We start from the raw sequence: 17,369 nt of genomic DNA, 5'->3' as shown, positions 1-17,369 counted from the left end.
CGATCACCACCACCGGGTCGTCTCTCCTGTCAGCCAACGATGACCTGCTCCTCGGGGAGCTCGTAGCGGCGGGTACGTTCCTTCAGGGCGAGCGCGGAACCGAGGGTGAGAGGCCCGAGCCGGCCCGTGAACATCAGCAGCACGAGCAGCAGATGACCGGCGGGTGTGACGTCGGCCGTGATTCCGGTGGACAGACCGGCGGTGCCGAAGGCCGAGATGACCTCGAACAGCACCCGGTCCAGGCTGTGCGGAGTCAGCACGAGCAGCGTGTAGGTCGAGACGGCGATCAGGCAGAGGCCGAGCACGACGAGCGAGACCGCCTGCCGCTGCGCTGACTCGGGCAGACGGCGATGACCGATGTTCACCCGGCTCTCACCTCGCATCTCGGCCCAGACGACGAACGCCAGCAGTCCGAAGGTCGTGACCTTGATACCGCCCGCGGTCCCGGCGCTGCCGCCGCCGATGAGCATCAGCGAGTCGGTGACCAGCCAGCTGGAGGGATACATCTGCGCGATGTCCAGGCTGTTGAAGCCCGCTGTGCGCGGCATCACCGCGGCGAAGAACCCGGCCAGCACCTTGGCGGGACCGCTGAGCGGCCCCAGTGTCGCCGGGTTGGACCACTCGGTGGCGGTGAGGGCCACGGTGCCCGCCGCCAGCAGAACCGCGGTGACCGTCAGGGTGATGCGGGTCAGCAGCGACCAGCGGTCGGGACGGCGCCACGAGCGCAGCAGTTCGAACACCACCGGAAACCCGAGCCCGCCCACGATCACCGCCGCCGCGATCGTCAGGCACACCCACGGGTCCGCCACGAACCGGGTGAGGTTGTCCGGCCACAGGGCGAACCCGGCGTTGTTGAACGCCGAGACCGCGTGGAAGATCCCGAGGTAGAGCGCGCGGCCGAACGACTCGCCGTATCCGGTCGCGAACCGCGCCGTGAGGACGATCGCGGCGAGCGACTCACAGGCGAGGCTGAACAGCACGACGTCGCGCACCACCCGCCGTACGTCCGCCATGTTGAGCGCCTTGGTCTCGGCCTGGGCGAACAGGCGGGCCCGCAGCCCGATCCGCCCGGTGACGAGAACGGTGAACAGGGTGGCCAGGGTCATGATGCCCAGGCCGCCCACCTGGATCAGCACGGCGATGACGACCTCGCCGAACACCGACCAGTGCGAGACCGTGTCGACGACCGTCAGGCCGGTGACGCACACGGCGGAGGTCGCGGTGAACAGCGCGGTGAGCCAGCCGGCGGACTCCCCGGAGGCGGTGGCGAACGGAAGCGCGAGCAGGGCGGTGCCCACCAGCACCGCGCTCCCGAAACCGGTCACGACCACCTGAGCCGGATGCCGGAGACGATCCAGCACCGCCGGCACCCGCCCGCGCCCTCTCACGAGGCGGACTCCCCCCGTACCCGGTCGCGCAGTCGCCGGGCGGCGCCGTACCAGGCGGGAACGTCGCGTTCCTCGTCGAACCAGCGCGCGACCACCACGTCGGTGGACGAATGCAGCAGGATCGACAGCACGATCGTCACCGCGACCAGCTGGAAGACCTCCTGTGCCGCGACGATCCCAGAGCCGAGCACGATCAGGCCGTAGACCACCGAGGCGAACCCCTTGGGTCCGAACCACGCCGCCGCGGCCTGTTCCCGCAGCGTCAGCCGTGCCCCCAGGAAGGAGATCCAGATGGCCACCGGCCTGGCCAGTACCAGCGCCAGGATCGCGAACAGCCAGCCGCGCCAGCCGACCGAGCCCAGTAGCGGCCAGCTGATCAGCGCGCCGAACACCAGCAGCGCCGCCAGCTTGAACACCTCCGCGATCAGCTCACCGAAGTGCTCGAACGACTCACGCTGCCGCTCGCCGAAGGTGGCCACGGTGATGCCCGCGCAGAACGCGGCCAGGAACAGGTTGCCGTGCGTCGCCTTGCCCAGCGCCAGCACCAGCAGGCCGATGGCCAGGGCGTTGAGGGGCTCGTACGCGGTGGAGGCGGAGAACCACCGGGTCTGTTCCAGCCTGATGGCCAGCCACGGGACGACGACCCCGATCAGCACCCCGACGCCGAGCTCCAGCCCCAGCTCTCCCAGGTGCAGGTCCTTCGACCCGGCGGCGACCGCCAGGAACAACATCACGAACGGCAACGCCAGCCCGTCGTTGACGCCGGACTCGACGTTGAGCAGTTGCCGCAGCCGGGGCGGCACCTTGTCGTTGCCGACCAGCGCGGCGGCGAAGACCGGGTCGGTGGGGGCCAGGATCGCGCCGATCAGCAGTGACTCGGTCCAGCCCAGGCCGATCAGGTAGTGCGCGCCCACGGCGGTGACCACCAGCGTCAGCGGCAGTCCCCAGCCCAGCGCCCGGCCCGGCAGCTTCCAGGCGCCGCTCAGGTCCTTCCAGCCGACCCGCATGCCGTCGGTGAACAGCACCGTGAACAGCGCCAGCTCGGCCAGCGTGCCGACGAGCTCGTCGCCGGGTCTCAGGGAGATCACCCCGAGCACGCCGTCGCCCAGCACGAACCCGCCGACCAGGAACAACGCCGCCGTCGACAGGATCGTCCGGCGGGCCAGGCTGGACAGCAGCACCGCCAGCAGCAGCAGACCCGCGAACGAGATCAGGAGTGTGTCCATCAGCGTTCCGCCGATCGGAGTCCGGCAAAACACCTGGTGTTCATCGGCTGCCGCATGGCCCGTGCCTCCGCCTGTGCCCAAAGGGATACGTCCTCGCCGACCAGACTTCCCGGCACACCGTGCCCAACCGTAACAGCAGCCACGAACCTCCAAGCCACGGGTACGGCGTCGCGACGGGTGGGCTCCCGGAGGCCGATCAGGTGAAGCGGCCTCACCAGGCCCAGGACGGGTCGCCGGTGGCGTCGCCGGACACCTCCCACAGCCGCTCGCGGGCGTCGGCGTCGTAGGCGAAGGCGGGGGCGTCGACCGGCCGAAGGTTCTCGTCCAGGTAGACGCCGCGCAGCGCCGCTCTGCCCCGCGCCGCGGGGTCGGCGTGCTCCTGCCAGGTGGTGGTTCGGGTGGCCAGGGTCGCGTAGGTCTCACCCAGCCGTTCCGCCGGGACCGCGAACCGGTTCTTGGGCGCGTACAGCGCGCGCAGGACCCAGGGCAGGGCCGCGATGCGGCCGGCGTCGAGCCGTACGGCGGGCACGCGGACGCAGGCGACGTCCAGGACGCCGCGGGTGCGCAGGGCCAGCGTGTAACCGGTCATGATCTGGGCGAGCTTGGCGTGGTAGTACGCCTTGGTCGGGGTGTACCAGGCGGGATCGTCGAGGTGGTCGAAGCGGATGGCGATACGCGGCATGGTGACCAGTCCCTTGCTCGCGACGTTGATCACCCGGGGGCGGGGGGCGGCGGCCAGCAGCGGGCTCAGGAGCGCGGTGAGCAGGAAGGGCCCCAGATGATTGGTCGCCCAGAACAGCTCGTGGCCGGATGCGGTGAAGGCCGGTCGGCGCATCGTCTGGTCGAACACCGCGGCGTTGTTGATCAGGACGTCGAGACGGTCGTTCTCGCGGGAGATCCGGTCGGCCGCCGCGCCGATGGAGACCGGATCGGAGAGGTCGGCCACGACGAGGGTGGCGGGATGGGCCGCGGAGGCGTTGATCGTCTCCAGGGCGGTCCGGCCGCGGTGCGGGTCGCGGCACAGGGCCAGGACACGGTGTCCCTGCGTGGCCAGTCGGCGTGCGGCTCGCAGGCCGATTCCGGCGTTGGCTCCCGTGACGGCGATCGTGAGTGGTTCAGGGTGAGGCATACAAAGTCCTCTTTGTTCGGAACGTTCCGAACAGCATAGAATGATCACATGGGGACCGTCGAGGAGTTCGTGGAGAGCGCCGGGCTGTACTTCGAACGGCTGGGACTCAGCCGCACGTCCGGCCGCGTGATCGGGTGCCTGCTGGCCGACACCGGTGAGGGCCTCGACGCCCCGGGGCTGTGCGGGCGACTCGGCGTCGCCAAGAGCAGCATGAGCGTGGCCCTGCGTCAGCTGGAGCACGGCGGGCTCATCGAGCGTTACCGCCCTCCGCGAGCACGGCGGGACCACCACCGGCTGACCGAGGACGTCTTCGGGCGCGCGTTCCGGGCGAAGATGACCGAGTTCACCGCCTTCGCCGAACTGGCCGAGCAAGGGCTCGGCGCGGTGGGCGGCCATCCCGCGGCCCGTGCCCGGCTGGAACTCATGCGCGACATGTACGCGTTCATGGCACGGGAGTTCCCCAGGCTTCTCGACCGCTGGGAGGCGGAAAGAGCCGGTGTCGCCCGCCCGACGGTTCCGCCGCGGCCGACCCGCTGTGGTGATCCGCCGCCCCCAGCCGGGTGATCGGAGGCGCCCGAACGGTGGAAACCCCTGCTCTCGGGCAGGGGCTCGCTTGAGGGCGGGCGGCCAAGGGCCGAAAGCACAGGTGGCCGGAGCGCGCCCGTCAGGGATCAGGGGATGTACCTGAGGAAGTAATAGCCCGCCTGGCGGTATCGGTCGCCGGAGTCCCACCGGCAGCCTCCGAGCCCGGTGAAGTCGCCGTTCTCGGCGGCGTCCCTTACCCGGCCCAGCAAGCTTCCGAGGTCTCGTAGCGGCTGGACCAGTAGCAGTTCGGCGGCAGCGGAGCGAAGGCGGAGAAGGCGCGGCTCTCGGCTGAGGCTCCGGCCTGGTAGCCGACGGACGCGGACCCGGCGCCGACCAGAACGGCTGTGCCCAGTGCCGTCGCGAGTAGCGCGGCAGGTAATCGGCGGATCTTCATGGCGGCTCCTCGGCCGGGTGGAAAGACACCTTCAGAGGACCACCGATCGATGAGGGCGGGGAGTTCACGGCTTTCCATATTCCGGACGCGCGGTCCGGATAGCGGGACCGGTTTGTGCTGCGCCGAGGATCACGGGAGGTACACGTCGAAGTACCAGCCCGCCGGCCAGCCCTGGCCGCCGTCGTAGTGGTAGCAGCCGCTCGCCGAGGTGTGGTCGCCACGGTCGGCGCCCTCCCTCCGGGTCGTCCAGCAGACGTCCTGGGAGGGGAAGGGGCCCTGGCGGTACCAGTCCGGTGGCAGGGACGCAGAGGAACGGGCCTCGGCGGTGGACGTTGTGGCGGTGTCGGCGGCAGTCGCCGACGCGGCACCGGGCAGAGCGCCGACTCCGAAGGCGAGCGCGAGCGCTGCCGCGGCATGCAGCGTGTGGATTTTCACCAAAGGGCTCCTCTGCGAGGCGGGGTGATCATCTCAAGATGACCATCAAATGCCGGAGCCGAGGAGCTAACGCTTTCTCATATTTCGGTCACATGGTGCCGTTCTGCGACCCCCGCCGTCTCAAGCGGGGTCGTGAGCTCTTCATCACACGTTCGATACAGAACACAGGACTCAGAACAGGGCCTGGTTCCTCACCGATCCGATGCCCGACTGCTCTGCCGGGGAGAGGATTTCGGCCCTACAGCCCCACTGCCTGCGGTAAGACAATCGCCAGGTGACATCGACCATAGGGGCCGAGGGCCTGAGCAGTGAGCAGGCCGAACGGCTCTTGGCCGCCAACGGCCCCAACCGGGTGGCGGCCGGACAGGGGCACCGAGGGCTGCGCCTGCTGGCGGCCCAGTTCACCAGCCCGATCGTGCTGATCCTGATCGCGGCGACGGTGCTGTCGATGGTGCTGGGCGACCTCGCCGACGGGCTCATCATCATGGTGATCGTCGCGGCCAGCGGCGCGCTGGGCTTTTGGCAGGAACGCTCAGCCGGCAACGCGGTCCAGGCGCTGCTGCATCAGATCCGTCTCCACACCGAGGTGATCAGGGACGGCAGGGAGCAGTCCGTCCCCACCGAGGAGATCGTGGCCGGGGACCTGGTAGTGCTGCGTGCCGGGGACATCGTGCCGGCCGACTGCACCGTACGTGATTCACACAGCCTGCTGGTGAACGAGGCGGCGCTGACCGGCGAGTCCTTCCCTGCGGACAAGACGGACGGGGCGACGCTGTACGCCGGAACCCATGTGGCCAGCGGCAGCGGCCTGGCACACGTCGAGCGCACCGGCCGGGACACCGAACTGGCCGCGGTCAGCGCGCGGCTGACGGACCGTCAGGTGGCCACCGGGTTCGAGCGCGGCATGACCGCGTTCGGCATGTTGCTGGTGCGGGCGATGACCGTGCTGGTCACCGCCATCTTCATCGTCAACCTGGTGCTTCACCGGCCGTTCGTGGAGTCGCTGCTGTTCTCGCTGGCCCTGGCGGTGGGGCTCACCCCGCAGTTGCTGCCCGCGATCGTCGCCGTCAGCCTCTCGGCGGGCGCCCGGCGCATGGCCGCCGAGAAGGTCATCGTCAAACGGCTGGACGCGATCGAGGACTTCGGTGCCATGAGTGTCTTGTGCACCGACAAGACCGGAACCCTCACCGTGGGTGTGGTCGGCCTGGACGCCGCTCTCGACCTCCAGGGGGCGCCCAGCGCGCGGGTATTGGCACTGGCCCGGCTCAACGCCGGACTGCAGCACGGATTCGTCAACCCGCTGGACCAGGCGATCATGGCAGGCGCGCCGCCGCTGGATGCGGGCGGGCGCCTGGACGAGGTGCCGTACGACTTCCAGCGCAAGCGCCTGTCGGTGCTGGCCGAGCACACCGGAGTGCCGACCCTGGTGACCAAGGGCGCGCTGGAATCGGTGCTCCAGGTGTGCGCCACCGCCCGCGTCGGTGATCGTGTCGTCGCGCTGGAGACGGTGCGCGGGCAGGTGGAACAGCGTTTCGCCGAACTCAGCGCCGCAGGCTTCCGGGTTCTGGGGGTGTGCACCGCCGAGCTGCCCGGGCGATCGGCGGTCACCGCCGACGACGAGCGCGACATGACTCTGGCCGGGCTGCTGGCCTTCCACGACCCGGTCAAGCCCGGCGCCGCCGAGGCCGTCGGCGACCTGGCCGCGCTCGGCGTCTCCGTCCGGTTGATCACCGGCGACAACCGCCTGGCCGCCGGACAGATCGCCCGCCAGGTGGGGCTGGACGGCCCCGTGCTCACCGCAGCCGACATCGACCCTCTCACCGACCGGCAACTGGCCGAACGCGTGACGAACGTCCAGGTCTTCGCCGAGGTGGACCCCCGGCGCAAACAGCGCCTGGTGACCGCGCTGCGCGCCTCGGGCGCCACCGTCGCCTTCCTGGGTGACGGCATCAACGACGCCCCGGCGCTGCACACCGCCGACATCGGGATCTCGGTGGACACGGCGGTCGACGTGGCCAAGCAGTCAGCCGCCATCGTGCTGCTGGACAAGGACCTCAAGGTCATCGCCGACGGAATACGGCTGGGCAGACGCACCCTGGTCAACACCCTCAAATACATCCGGGTGACCGTCAGCGCCAACTTCGGCAACATGCTCAGCATGGCCGCGGCGGCTGTCTTCCTGCCCTTCCTCCCGCTGCTGCCCCGTCAGATCCTGCTGCTGAACTTCCTGTCCGACATCCCGGGCACCACCATCGCCACCGACACGGTCGATCCGGAACAGCTCCGGCGGCCTCACTCCTGGGACGTCGCCCGGATCCGCACCTTCATGATCATATTCGGCCTGCTGAGCTCCGTTTTCGACATCGCCACGTTCCTGATCCTGCGAGCGGGTCTGAACGCCGGCACCGACCTGTTCCGCACCGGCTGGTTCGTGGAGTCCACCGCCACCGAACTGGCCGTCATGCTCGTGCTGCGCACCGCCCGCCCGTTCTTCCGCAGCCGCCCCTCCCCCGCGCTGTTGTCGACCAGTCTCCTGGTGGCGGCCCTCACCGTGGCCCTGCCCTACACTCCGGCCGCCGCGGTGCTGGGCCTGGTGCCGCTCCCCTGGAGCGTGCTGGCCGTACTGGCCGCGCTCACCGCCGTGTACGTCACCGCCAACGAGATGACCAAGCGCCTGTTCCACCGCGTCATGACGGTGTGACCGGACGCCCGCAGCACGAGCGGCCGTCGGGTTGGGATCTCCCCGCCCCGGCAGTTCCTGCTGCTGGTGTATCCGGCCTGCCGGGTCAGGCACGCTGGCGGCCTTTCCGGTGCCGGGCGGCTGCGGCTCCGCCAACGGGCATCGGAACGGACCATCGCTCGTCGAGGCCGCCGTCGAGGATGTGCTCGCGCGCACCTCAGGAACGCCGGTCTCGGTCAGACCGGACAGCCGGTGCCCACGACGTTCCCGACGACCAGCGCGGTGGTCTGCGGGACCCCCGTCCAGGCTCCTTGTTCGCGGGCACGGGCCCGATGTCCACTGCGGCCAGGACCTTCGCCTCTGCCTCCGAACCGCCTCGGGCGACAGTCTGGAGGCAGTCGTCCAGGAGGACCGAAACCATGAAAATGCGCGCCGCCGTCGTCACCGCCTTCGGTAAGTCTCTGGAGATCCAGGAGATCCCCGTCCCCGAACCCGGCCCCCACCAGGTTCTGGTCCGCATCGAGGCCAGCGGCCTGTGCCACACCGACATCCACGCCGCCCACGGTGACTGGCCGGTCAAGCCGGCGCTGCCCTTCACTCCCGGGCACGAGGGCGTCGGCGTCATCGAGGAGATCGGCTCCGCGGTGACCGGCCGCGCCGTCGGCGAGCGCGTCGCCATCCCGTGGCTGGGTTACGCCTGCGGCACCTGCGAGTACTGCGTCAGCGGCCGTGAGACCCTGTGCGAGTCCCAGAAGAACACCGGCTACGCCTTCGACGGCGGCCACGCCGAGTACGCCGTCGCCCACGCCGACTACGTCGTCCCGGTCCCCGACGGCCTCTCCCCCGCCGAGGCCGCCCCGCTGACCTGCGCGGGCGTCACGACCTACAAGGCCGTCAAGGTATCCGGCCTACGCCCGGCCGAGCGCGCCGCGATCTTCGGCATCGGCGGCCTGGGCCATCTCGCCCAGCAGTACGCGCAGATCTTCGGCGCCGAGACCATCGCCGTCGACATCACCGCCGACAAGCTTCGGCTCGCCGAGGAACTGGGAGCCGCCCACACCGTCAACGCCGCCACCGGTGACCCGGTCGCCGAGATCAAGGCCCTCGGCGGGGCCGACGTGGCGATCGTGCTCGCCGCCAGCCCACGCGTACTGGAGCAGGCCCATGCCTGCCTGCGACGTGGCGGCCGCCTGGTGCTGGTCTCCCTGCCCAAGGACAACGCGATGAAGCTGCCGATCTTCGAGACCGTCCTGGGGGGCATCAGTGTGATCGGCTCCATCGTCGGTACCCGCGGTGACCTGGCCGAGGTCTTCCGGCTGCACGCCGCCGGGCGAACCAGGGTGATCTACGAGACCCGCAAGCTGGAGGAGATCAACTCCTCCTTCACCGAGGTCCTCGACAGCACCGTCCCGGCCCGGCTGGTCTTCGAGCTGTGACCTCCCCTCTCCTGCGGCGCGGCCGGCGCCCGCCACATCGTCTGCCTGCTCTGGATCATCCGGTTGGGCGAGCGTCGCGGACCGTTGACAGCCGGTCTCCATGGTGGTCCCTTCCGGCGACGGACTCTGATCTCGTCGTCCGGATCGGCGACCGGGCGCCGCAGAGACCAAGGACCCGCCGGGGTGACGCGACATCCCGGCGACGCAGGACTTCCGGCCCTGCCCGCGTGACCGGGAGCGCAGTGAGATGGACAAGGAACCCCCACTCCCCAAGGAGGACACGATGCGCGTGAAGGTCAGCGAGATCATGACCCGCGAGGTGACGTCCGTCGACGGCGCCACCCCGTTCAAGGACGTCGCCGAGGTGCTCATCGCCCACGGTGTCAGCGCGGTCCCGGTCGTCGACGCCGGAAACCACGTCATCGGTGTCGTCTCCGAGGCGGACCTACTGCATAAGGAGGAGTTCAAGGAGCAGTACTACCGCGAGGGCTACCAGCCACCGCTGCGCGCCCGGCTGCGCCACCGGCTCGCCCAGGAGCAGGACCGGGGCAGGGCCAAGGCGCACGGTGACACCGCCGCCGAGCTGATGACCTCCCCCGCCGTCACCGTCCGCCCCCAGTCCGCGATCGTGTACGCGATACGCCTGATGGACGAGCACGGCGTCAAACGTCTGCCGGTCGTCGACGAGAACGGGGTCCTGCAGGGCATCGTCAGCCGCCAGGACCTGCTCAAGGTCTTCCTCCGCTCGGACGCGGCGATCACCGAGGAGATCCGGAGAGACATTCTGGACCGCTCTGTGTGGACCGACACCTCCCAGGTGAAGGTCTTGGTGCACCGGGGCGTGGTGACTCTGACCGGCCGGATGGAACAGCGCAGTGAGGCACAACTCACCGCGCACATGGCGCTGCGGGTCAACGGTGTGGTCGATGTCGTCGACGAGATCCGATGGGACGAGGACGGCTCCCCCGCGTGAACGGACCGGTAGCGGTCCCGGTCGGCGGGACCATCGGCGGCGGCCGCGGGACCTTGGCCTCCGTCGCCAAGGCGCCGTAACGGACACGCTGGTGCCAGGCAGGCAACCCCGGAAGACAAGGAGATCATGAGATGACCGTCACGAAGGAAGAAGTACGGGTCCGCGGAGCCGAACTCGCCGAGAAGATCAAGGAGTTCATCCACGAGGGCAACGTCTGCCGGATCATCGTGAAGAACGCTCACGGGCACACCGTGCTCGAGATACCGGTCACCGTCGGGGTGGTGGCGTTCATCGCCGCTCCCGCGGTGACCGCGGTGGGCGCGCTGGCCGCACTGGCCGCGGAGTGGTCCATCGACGTCGAACGCGACGAGCCAGGCGACGAAATCGCCTAGCGCGCCGCTGCTCGGCCACGCGCACCCCCTGCTGAGGGAGCGCATCAGCTCGGCGCCGCGCCGTACGGTGGTGATGCTCGGCTCGGGTTCGGCGTCGTCGATGACCTGCGGGGCCACGCGCTTCGGATGGCGCATCCGCCGTTAGCCCAGCGGCACACTCCACAGCAGCCGGGTTCCGCCCTCGGGGAGAGATTCGGCGGTGAAGGAGCCTCCGAGTTGCGCGGCCCGCTCCTCAAGGTTGCGCAGGCCGCTGCGGCGGCCGCCGGAGGGCAGCCCGACCCCGTTGTCGGTCACCGCCAGGGTGATGTGACCGCCGGCGACCTGCGCCGACACCTCGGCCCTGGTCGCTTCGGCGTGCCTGACCAGGTTGGAAAGCGCCTCCCGCAGGACCGCCAGCAGATGCTCGGCCACCGGTTCGGGCACCTCACTGTCCAGGTGGCCCTCCATCCGCAGGGCGGGCATGAAGCCGAGGCGATCACGCGCCCCTTCCACCAGGGTGACGACGCGCGCACGCAAACTGGGAACGTCGGCCTGGCGTGGCGTCTGCAACGCGAAGATAGTGGAGCGGATCTGCCGGATGGTCTCGTCCAGCTCGTCGATCGCGCCCTGCAGGCGGCCGGACGCCTCGGGCCGCTCCACCAGCCGCACCGTACTCATCAAGGTCATCGCGACCGCGAACAACCGCTGAATGATCACATCGTGCAGATCCTTGGCGATTCGGTCCCGATCCTCCAGCAGGCCCAGGCGTTCGGCGTCCTGCCGAGCCTCGGCCAACTCCAGGGCGATCGCCGCCTGCCCCGCGAAGGCGTGCAGCAGGCGCAGCTCCGCCTGGCCGAACGGCATCCGGCCCACACGCCTGACCAATGACAGCACGCCTCGTACCGCCGTGCCCGCACCGAGTGGCACGGCACCGGCAGATCCGATCGGCACAACCCCCTCGAAGATCGTCGCGACGTCCGTCCCCGCCGGATCGCTGATGGCGAAGGGGTCGCCGTTCACGAAGGCTCGACCTGCCAGCGAACCGGCGACGGGAACCCGGGAACGGGCGAGTCGTCCGGCGTCCCCTCCGTCCACGACCACCAGATCGAGGTTCTCCTTCGCCTCGTCGGGCAGGAGAATCGCCACGATGTCGGCGTCGATCATCTGTCTGGCCCGTTGCGCCACCAGGGTGAGGACCTCCTGTGGGTCGGCGCCGGACAGCAGGCTCGTGGTGACCTCGGAGGAAGCCGCCAGCCAGGTCTCCCTGCGGCGGGTCTGCTCGTACAGGCGTGCGTTCTCGATCGCCACGCCTGCGGCCGTGGCGAGCGCGATGACGATCGCCTCGTCCTCCTCGTCGAACTCGGCACCACCGCGTTTCTCGGTGAGGTAGAGGTTGCCGAACACCTCATCGCGGACCCGGATCGGAACCCCGAGGAAGGACCCCATCGGAGGATGGCCGGGCGGGAACCCGTAGGACTCCGGATGGTCGGAGATGCGGGCCATCCGCAACGACTGCGGTTCCTTGATGAGCAGGCCGAGCAGGCCCAGGCCGTGCGGCCAATGCTCGATCTGGGCGATCTCCTCCTCGCTCAGCCCGACCGGGACGAACTGCACCAGGGTGTTCTCCATTCCGACTACACCCAGGGCTCCGTAGCTGGCGTCCACCAGGGTGGTCGCGGTCTCCACGATCCGACGCAGCACGGTCTCCAGGTCCAAGTCGCTGCCGACCGAGACGACGGCGTCCAGCAGCGCGTGCACGCGGTCACGCGTGGCCAGCACCGCCTCCAGCCGCGTCTGAAGCTCCGACAACAGTTCGTCCAGCCGCATGTGCGGGAACACCGAACGAGACTCACCGATCGACATGTTCCGAAGTCTGGCATCAAAACATGACAGCGCCCACCCTCAAGAGGGCGGGCGCCGGGGATGCGGGTTGGGGCTGCGAGCAGGCATCTACCTGAGCACCGGGTAGGCGCGGACCAGCGGGGTGCGGCTCCACCAGGCGCCGACGCCCCAGGTGTCGCCCGCGCCCGCCAAAGCCAGCCCGATCAGGATGATCGAGTAGATCAGGTGGTCGTCCATGAACGGGTTGGTGGTCAGGGGCAGTTCGGCGGCCCACATCATCAGCAGCATCAGGGTGCCGGCGGCGGCGGCGATGCGGATGCCGGCACCCAGGAGCAGGGCGGTGCCGACGCCGAGCAGGCCGAGCATGAACAGCCAGTCGACCCAGGCCTGTCCGGCCAGGGCGGAGAACAGGCCGCCCAGGGCGTTCTCGCCGGTGCCCTTGAGGAAGCCGGTGGTGGGGCTGCCACCGGCGACCCAGGCCTTGGCGGCCGGGGTGGCGAAGCCCCAGCCGAAGGTCTTGTCCAGGAACGCCCACAGGAAGACCCACCCCAGCGCGATACGGGCGGCGGCCCAGGCGTAGCGGGCCCGGTGCGTGCCGTCCGAGGACGAGGCGGCGCTGTGCGGAGCGAGAGGGGAAACGCGGCGTCCTGCGGTGATGGCCATGACCGTTCCTTTCAGGGGGGTTTGTCGCTTCCCATCACATCGGCTGCGACGTCCGGTGTGCAGTGCCGTACGGCTTGAACCGCAGGGACCTTCGGCCTCACCTCACCCCACCGGCGAACCGGCCGGTGGCCGTGTCCGGGCCGCGTCCGGAACCGGTGGTGGCCTCTGCCGAAAGTCCTTCCGGCGAGGACTTCGGCCCCTACTTCCCCGCGCCGCCCGGGGATGGGATTCAGGTGAAGGCACCCACGGAAGGTGAAGAAGATGAACACGCTGGTGCGCGGGGGTTCCACGGGACTCTTCCCTGAGATCTTCGGCCGGCCGGGCTCACCGTTGGCGGAGCCGTGGCCCACGGCAGGGCAGCCGATCCGGCTTGAGGACTACGTCGAGGACGACCGCTACGTGCTGCGCGCCGAGCTGCCGGGCATCGATCCGGGCAAGGACCTGAAGATCACCCTCACCGGCGGTGTGCTCACCGTCCGCGCCGAACGCCGCCGCAAGGGCCGGGACGGCCACCGCACCGAGTTCCGCTACGGCACGTTCTCCCGTTCCATCGCGCTGCCCCCCGCGGCCGACGCCAAGGACGTCAAGGCGACGTACGCCAAGGGGATCCTCACCGTCAGCGTGAGGCTCACCCGTGTCGAGCGACCCGGTATGCGAACCCCCGTCGAGAACCCCACCCCCAGGAGGAAGCGATGCGCGTGAACGTCGGCGACGTGATGACCCGCACGGTGGTGTCGGTCAGCGGTGACACCTCGTGCAAGGACGTCGCCGAGGCGCTCGTCGCCCACGGCGTCAGCGCGGTTCCCGTACTGGACGCCGACGGCCACGTCATCGGCGTCGTCTCCGAGGCCGACCTGCTGCTGAAGCAGGAGCTCAAGGACCGCTACCACCACGAGGAACGCAGGCCGGCGTCGCGAACCCGGCCATCTCATCCGGTCGGCCTCGGGGAGAACGGTGAAAGGACACACGAGAACACCGCCGCCGATGTGATGACCTCTCCCGCCGTCACGGTCGAACCACAGCAGGCCACCGCCTACGCCACGAGGCTGATGGACGCCAACGGGATCAAACGTCTGCCGGTCGTCGATCGGCGGGGCAGGCTCGTCGGCATCGTCAGCCGTCGTGACCTGCTAAAGATCCTCATCCGGCCGGACGCCGACATCACCCGGGAGATCCAGGAAGACGTCCTGGGCCGCTACCCACGCCAGGACGCCTCCACGATCTCGCTGTCGGTGGATCGAGGGATCGTGAGGCTGACCGGACGGGTGAAACGACGCAGCGACGCGCGGATCACGGCACACATGGCGACCATGACGAACGGTGTACTCGACGTGATCGACGAGCTGAAGTGGGACGAGGACGACGCCCCGGCTCCGCAGGATCGATGACCCCACCTCCCGTGGCGGCAAGGACGCTGGTCGAGGTCGGCCTTGCCGCCTACGGTCACACACTGGACCCACGCGTACGGAAGACCTTCACCAGATGCTGGAGCCTGCCCTGCGATTGCCCGCCGTCTGGCCGAGCTCGGTCGCCCCACCGGGTGCGCTTCGTCCTCGTACCCGGCCTCACCGAGGATCCGGCCGCCGTCGAGGAACCGGTGCGCTTCGTCGCCAAGCTGGGCAACGTCGAGCGCCTTTCGGTGAGGGACGTGGTGCCGGATTCACCCGTCAAAGGTCGCCGCGTCTCTTCCCGTCGAGCGTCCGGGCGAGATCACAGAGCAGCGGGGTGAGCAGCGCCGCCGTCAGGGCCATCGCCCATCCGGCGGAGGGCGGCGGCACCAGCGCCAGTGCCGCACCGAGCGGCGGGACGAGGGTGACCAGCGTCTGGAGCAGGCCGGTGGAGACGACCGCGATCAGCAGCGCGCGCCCGTGCCACCAGCCGCGTTCGAAGGTCCACCGGTGGGCCCGTACGACGTAGGCGAGGGTGAGCCGGGCGAAGACCAGGGTCAGGACCGCCTGGGTGCGGACCTGTTCGTCGCTCCAGCCCATCCGGCGCGCGGCCTCGACCGCGGCGATCACGAGCAGGCCCACGATCAGCGATCGCACCGCGACGCGGCCGAGCACGGCCCTCGACAGCAGACCACCACGAGGAGGCCGCAAGGCCAGTGGATCGCCCGACGGCTTGTCGACGCCGAGAGCGATGGCGGGGATGCCGTCGAGCACCAGGTTGATCCAGAGCAGGTGCACGGGAAGCAGCGGGATGATCAGATCCGGCCAGAGAACCAGACCGGTGAGGACCAAGAGGATCTCGGCCAGGTTACCGGTCAGCAGGTAGCCGATCATGGAGGAGACGTTGTGGCGCAGACGCCGTCCCTCGCGCACCCCGGTGACGACGGTGCCGAGTTCACCGTTGGTGACGACCACGGCGGCGGCCTCCCGGGCGACGTCGGTGCCCTCGTCGCCGGCCATCGCCACCCCCACGTCCGCGTGGCGCAGGGCGGGGGCGTCGTTGACTCCGTCACCCGTCATGGTGACGACCTCACCGCCCTCACGCAGCACACGGACCAGTTCCAGCTTGGTGGCCGGATCCACCCGGGCCAGCACGCCCGCCCGGCGCAGCCGTGCGGCCCTGCCGGTGCCGTCGCCGTCGAGGCAGGCGCCGGTGACCACAGGATCGGGGACGATGCCGACCTCCTCGGCCACGGCGCGGGCGGTGTCGCCGTGGTCTCCGGTCACCATCACCACCCGGATTCCGGCCGCCCGGCAGTCGGCCACCGCCTGACGGGCCGAGGGCCTGACCTCATCACGCAGCCCCACCAGGCCCAGCGGACGTAACCCATCCACGTCAAGGTCCGTGGTGTCCGCCTCGGCGAAGGCCAGCACACGCAGTCCCCGGCGGGCGAGGGTCTCCACCTCACCGGCCAGGTGTCTGACCCGTTCATCGTCGGTGCAGCGAGCCAGCACGACCTCCGGTGCGCCCTTCACGGTCAGCAACGGGCCGGTGGTCACCACGGCCATGGACCGGGTATCCGCGTCGAACGGCCGGGTGGCCAGACGGACGTCCCCGTTGGCGAGCCGTGCCCCGTTTTCCCTGGCGGCCGCCTGAAGCGCGATGTCGACGGCGTCGCCGAGCCCGTCGCGGGCGTCGTTGCAACGCAACGCGGCCCGCCACAGGTCCGCGCCGGGGACCGTCACCTGGTCGACGACCGCGAGCCTGCCCGTGGTGAGCGTTCCGGTCTTGTCGGAGGCGATGACGGTGGTGGCTCCCAGGGCTTCGATCGCCGAGAGCCTGCGGACGATCACCCCCCGTTTCGCCATCCGCTGGGAGCCGAGGGCCAGGGCGGTGGTGACCGCGGCGGCCAGGCTCTCGGGAACCGCGGCGATGGCCAGCGCGACCCCGGCCAGCACGATGTCCGGCAGCGCCGCCTCTCCCCTGCCGACCCTGGTCAGGCCCATCACCACCATGGCCGCGCCCGCGGCCAGGGCCAGCAGGCCCATCCTCCGGGAGGCCTGCGCCAGATCGATCTCCAGCGGCCCCTTGGGGCTCCGTCCCCGCAACGCGCCGGCGATGCGGCCGGTCTCGGTCGCGGCGCCGGTCCGTTCCACCACCGCCGTCCCCGAACCGCGTACGACGAGGGTGCCGGAGAACAACTCACCGTCGCGGTCACCGAGCGGGACACCGGAACCGGTCGCGCCGCCGGCCCGTTTGGCCGCCGACTGCGACTCCCCCGTCAGTACGGCCTCGTCGACGGCCAGGGAGGTGGCCTCGATCAGGCAGGCGTCGGCGGCCACCCGGTCACCGGCCGCGACCTCGATCACATCGCCGGGCACGATCTCGGTGGCGGGGACGCGCCGGGTGACGCCGCCGCGCCGTACCTTGGCCAGCGGCGTGGTAAGCGAGCGCAGGGCGCGGACCGCCCGGTCGGCCTTGGTCTCCTGGCTGACCCCGATGACCACGTTGACCAGCAGGATCGCCAGGATCGCCACCCCTTCGGGGATCTCGGCCAGGACGAGCAGCGTCACCAACCCGGCGATCAGCAGCAGGATCGACGGCGGGTCGGCCAGCTGTCGTCCCGCGCGGGCGAGGAGCGTGGGGGGATCGGGTTGGGGCAGTTCGTTGGGTCCGTGCTTGTTCAGCGACTGGGCGACCTCGGCCTCGTCGAGTCCAGGCGTGACGCCTGCGTCGGTGTGCATGCGTCCAGCAGATCATCATGGCTTCGTCCGGAGCGTGAGGCGAAGGACACCGACGATCGGGACCTTCGGCCCCTGAGCACCGTGCGTTGCCGGACGGGCCCGGTTTCCCTGCTG

Annotated in this window: 15 protein-coding genes; 7 read left to right on the top strand and 8 right to left on the bottom strand. The window is 70.1% G+C overall.

The genetic code is table 11. The annotated features are described in order from the left end of the window. Positions 1-29 precede the first annotated feature (29 nt). From ACFOYY_RS30660 to ACFOYY_RS30650, 3 genes are all read right to left on the bottom strand, one after another. Entirely contained in the window at positions 30-1,370 is a 1,341-nt protein-coding gene (locus ACFOYY_RS30660) for a TrkH family potassium uptake protein (RefSeq protein ID WP_386194433.1), read from the bottom strand. A 14-nt stretch (positions 1,371-1,384) separates the two neighbouring features. After that, positions 1,385-2,614 carry a cation:proton antiporter gene (locus tag ACFOYY_RS30655; protein WP_352016276.1) on the bottom strand — a complete coding sequence of 410 codons (1,230 nt, stop codon included), beginning with the start codon at positions 2,612-2,614 and terminating at the stop codon, positions 1,385-1,387. A gap of 211 nt (positions 2,615-2,825) precedes the next feature. Continuing rightward, positions 2,826-3,743, bottom strand: coding sequence for an SDR family NAD(P)-dependent oxidoreductase (locus tag ACFOYY_RS30650; protein WP_386194429.1), 918 nt, complete (start codon positions 3,741-3,743; stop codon positions 2,826-2,828). 48 nt (positions 3,744-3,791) lie between these two features. Here ACFOYY_RS30650 and ACFOYY_RS30645 point away from each other — a divergent pair, with 48 nt between their 5' ends. Further along, on the top strand, positions 3,792-4,307 hold the full coding sequence (locus ACFOYY_RS30645) for a GbsR/MarR family transcriptional regulator (RefSeq protein WP_386194426.1): 516 nt from the start codon (positions 3,792-3,794) through the stop codon (positions 4,305-4,307). Positions 4,308-4,521: 214 nt separating this feature from the next. Here the strand turns inward: ACFOYY_RS30645 and ACFOYY_RS30640 are convergent, their stop codons facing one another. Beyond that, positions 4,522-4,722: a hypothetical protein gene (locus ACFOYY_RS30640; protein WP_386194423.1), complete on the bottom strand. Its 201-nt coding sequence runs from the start codon at positions 4,720-4,722 to the stop codon at positions 4,522-4,524. 129 nt (positions 4,723-4,851) lie between these two features. After that, positions 4,852-5,157: a hypothetical protein gene (locus ACFOYY_RS30635; protein WP_386194420.1), complete on the bottom strand. Its 306-nt coding sequence runs from the start codon at positions 5,155-5,157 to the stop codon at positions 4,852-4,854. A 274-nt stretch (positions 5,158-5,431) separates the two neighbouring features. On the opposite strand from ACFOYY_RS30635, the gene mgtA reads away from it, so the two are divergent. The 4 genes from mgtA to ACFOYY_RS30615 all read left to right on the top strand — a co-directional run bounded on the left by mgtA (position 5,432) and on the right by ACFOYY_RS30615 (position 10,638). After that, positions 5,432-7,858, top strand: coding sequence for a magnesium-translocating P-type ATPase (gene mgtA, locus ACFOYY_RS30630; RefSeq protein WP_386194418.1), 2,427 nt, complete (start codon positions 5,432-5,434; stop codon positions 7,856-7,858). A gap of 398 nt (positions 7,859-8,256) precedes the next feature. Next, entirely contained in the window at positions 8,257-9,273 is a 1,017-nt protein-coding gene (locus tag ACFOYY_RS30625; protein ID WP_362783522.1) for a zinc-dependent alcohol dehydrogenase, read from the top strand. Between the two features lie 283 nt (positions 9,274-9,556). Then, entirely contained in the window at positions 9,557-10,246 is a 690-nt protein-coding gene (locus tag ACFOYY_RS30620; RefSeq protein WP_352016284.1) for a CBS domain-containing protein, read from the top strand. A gap of 131 nt (positions 10,247-10,377) precedes the next feature. Beyond that, positions 10,378-10,638: a DUF4342 domain-containing protein gene (locus tag ACFOYY_RS30615; protein WP_352016285.1), complete on the top strand. Its 261-nt coding sequence runs from the start codon at positions 10,378-10,380 to the stop codon at positions 10,636-10,638. A gap of 141 nt (positions 10,639-10,779) precedes the next feature. Here ACFOYY_RS30615 and ACFOYY_RS30610 read toward each other — a convergent pair whose 3' ends face one another. Both ACFOYY_RS30610 and ACFOYY_RS30605 read right to left on the bottom strand, forming a co-directional pair. Beyond that, positions 10,780-12,480 carry a GAF domain-containing sensor histidine kinase gene (locus tag ACFOYY_RS30610; RefSeq protein WP_386194414.1) on the bottom strand — a complete coding sequence of 567 codons (1,701 nt, stop codon included), beginning with the start codon at positions 12,478-12,480 and terminating at the stop codon, positions 10,780-10,782. A gap of 87 nt (positions 12,481-12,567) precedes the next feature. Further along, positions 12,568-13,122 (bottom strand): hypothetical protein, encoded by a 555-nt coding sequence (locus ACFOYY_RS30605; protein ID WP_352016287.1) that lies wholly within the window; start codon positions 13,120-13,122, stop codon positions 12,568-12,570. Positions 13,123-13,383: 261 nt separating this feature from the next. On the opposite strand from ACFOYY_RS30605, the gene ACFOYY_RS30600 reads away from it, so the two are divergent. Further along, on the top strand, positions 13,384-13,824 hold the full coding sequence (locus ACFOYY_RS30600) for an Hsp20/alpha crystallin family protein (protein WP_352016288.1): 441 nt from the start codon (positions 13,384-13,386) through the stop codon (positions 13,822-13,824). Next, on the top strand, positions 13,815-14,510 hold the full coding sequence (locus tag ACFOYY_RS30595) for a CBS domain-containing protein (protein WP_386194411.1): 696 nt from the start codon (positions 13,815-13,817) through the stop codon (positions 14,508-14,510). Before ACFOYY_RS30600 ends, ACFOYY_RS30595 begins: the two co-directional genes overlap by 10 nt. Before the next feature lie 279 nt (positions 14,511-14,789). Here the strand turns inward: ACFOYY_RS30595 and ACFOYY_RS30590 are convergent, their stop codons facing one another. After that, a complete protein-coding gene (locus tag ACFOYY_RS30590; protein ID WP_386194408.1) occupies positions 14,790-17,255 on the bottom strand; it encodes a cation-translocating P-type ATPase in 2,466 nt (821 codons plus the stop codon). Positions 17,256-17,369: the final 114 nt, after the last annotated feature.

Origin of the sequence: Streptosporangium jomthongense, assembly GCF_042650425.1 — a bacterium.
Taxonomy (GTDB): Bacteria; Actinomycetota; Actinomycetes; order Streptosporangiales; family Streptosporangiaceae; genus Streptosporangium.
The sequence above is the reverse complement of the archived record's forward strand: the minus strand, read 5'-3'. Positions and strand labels throughout refer to the sequence as shown.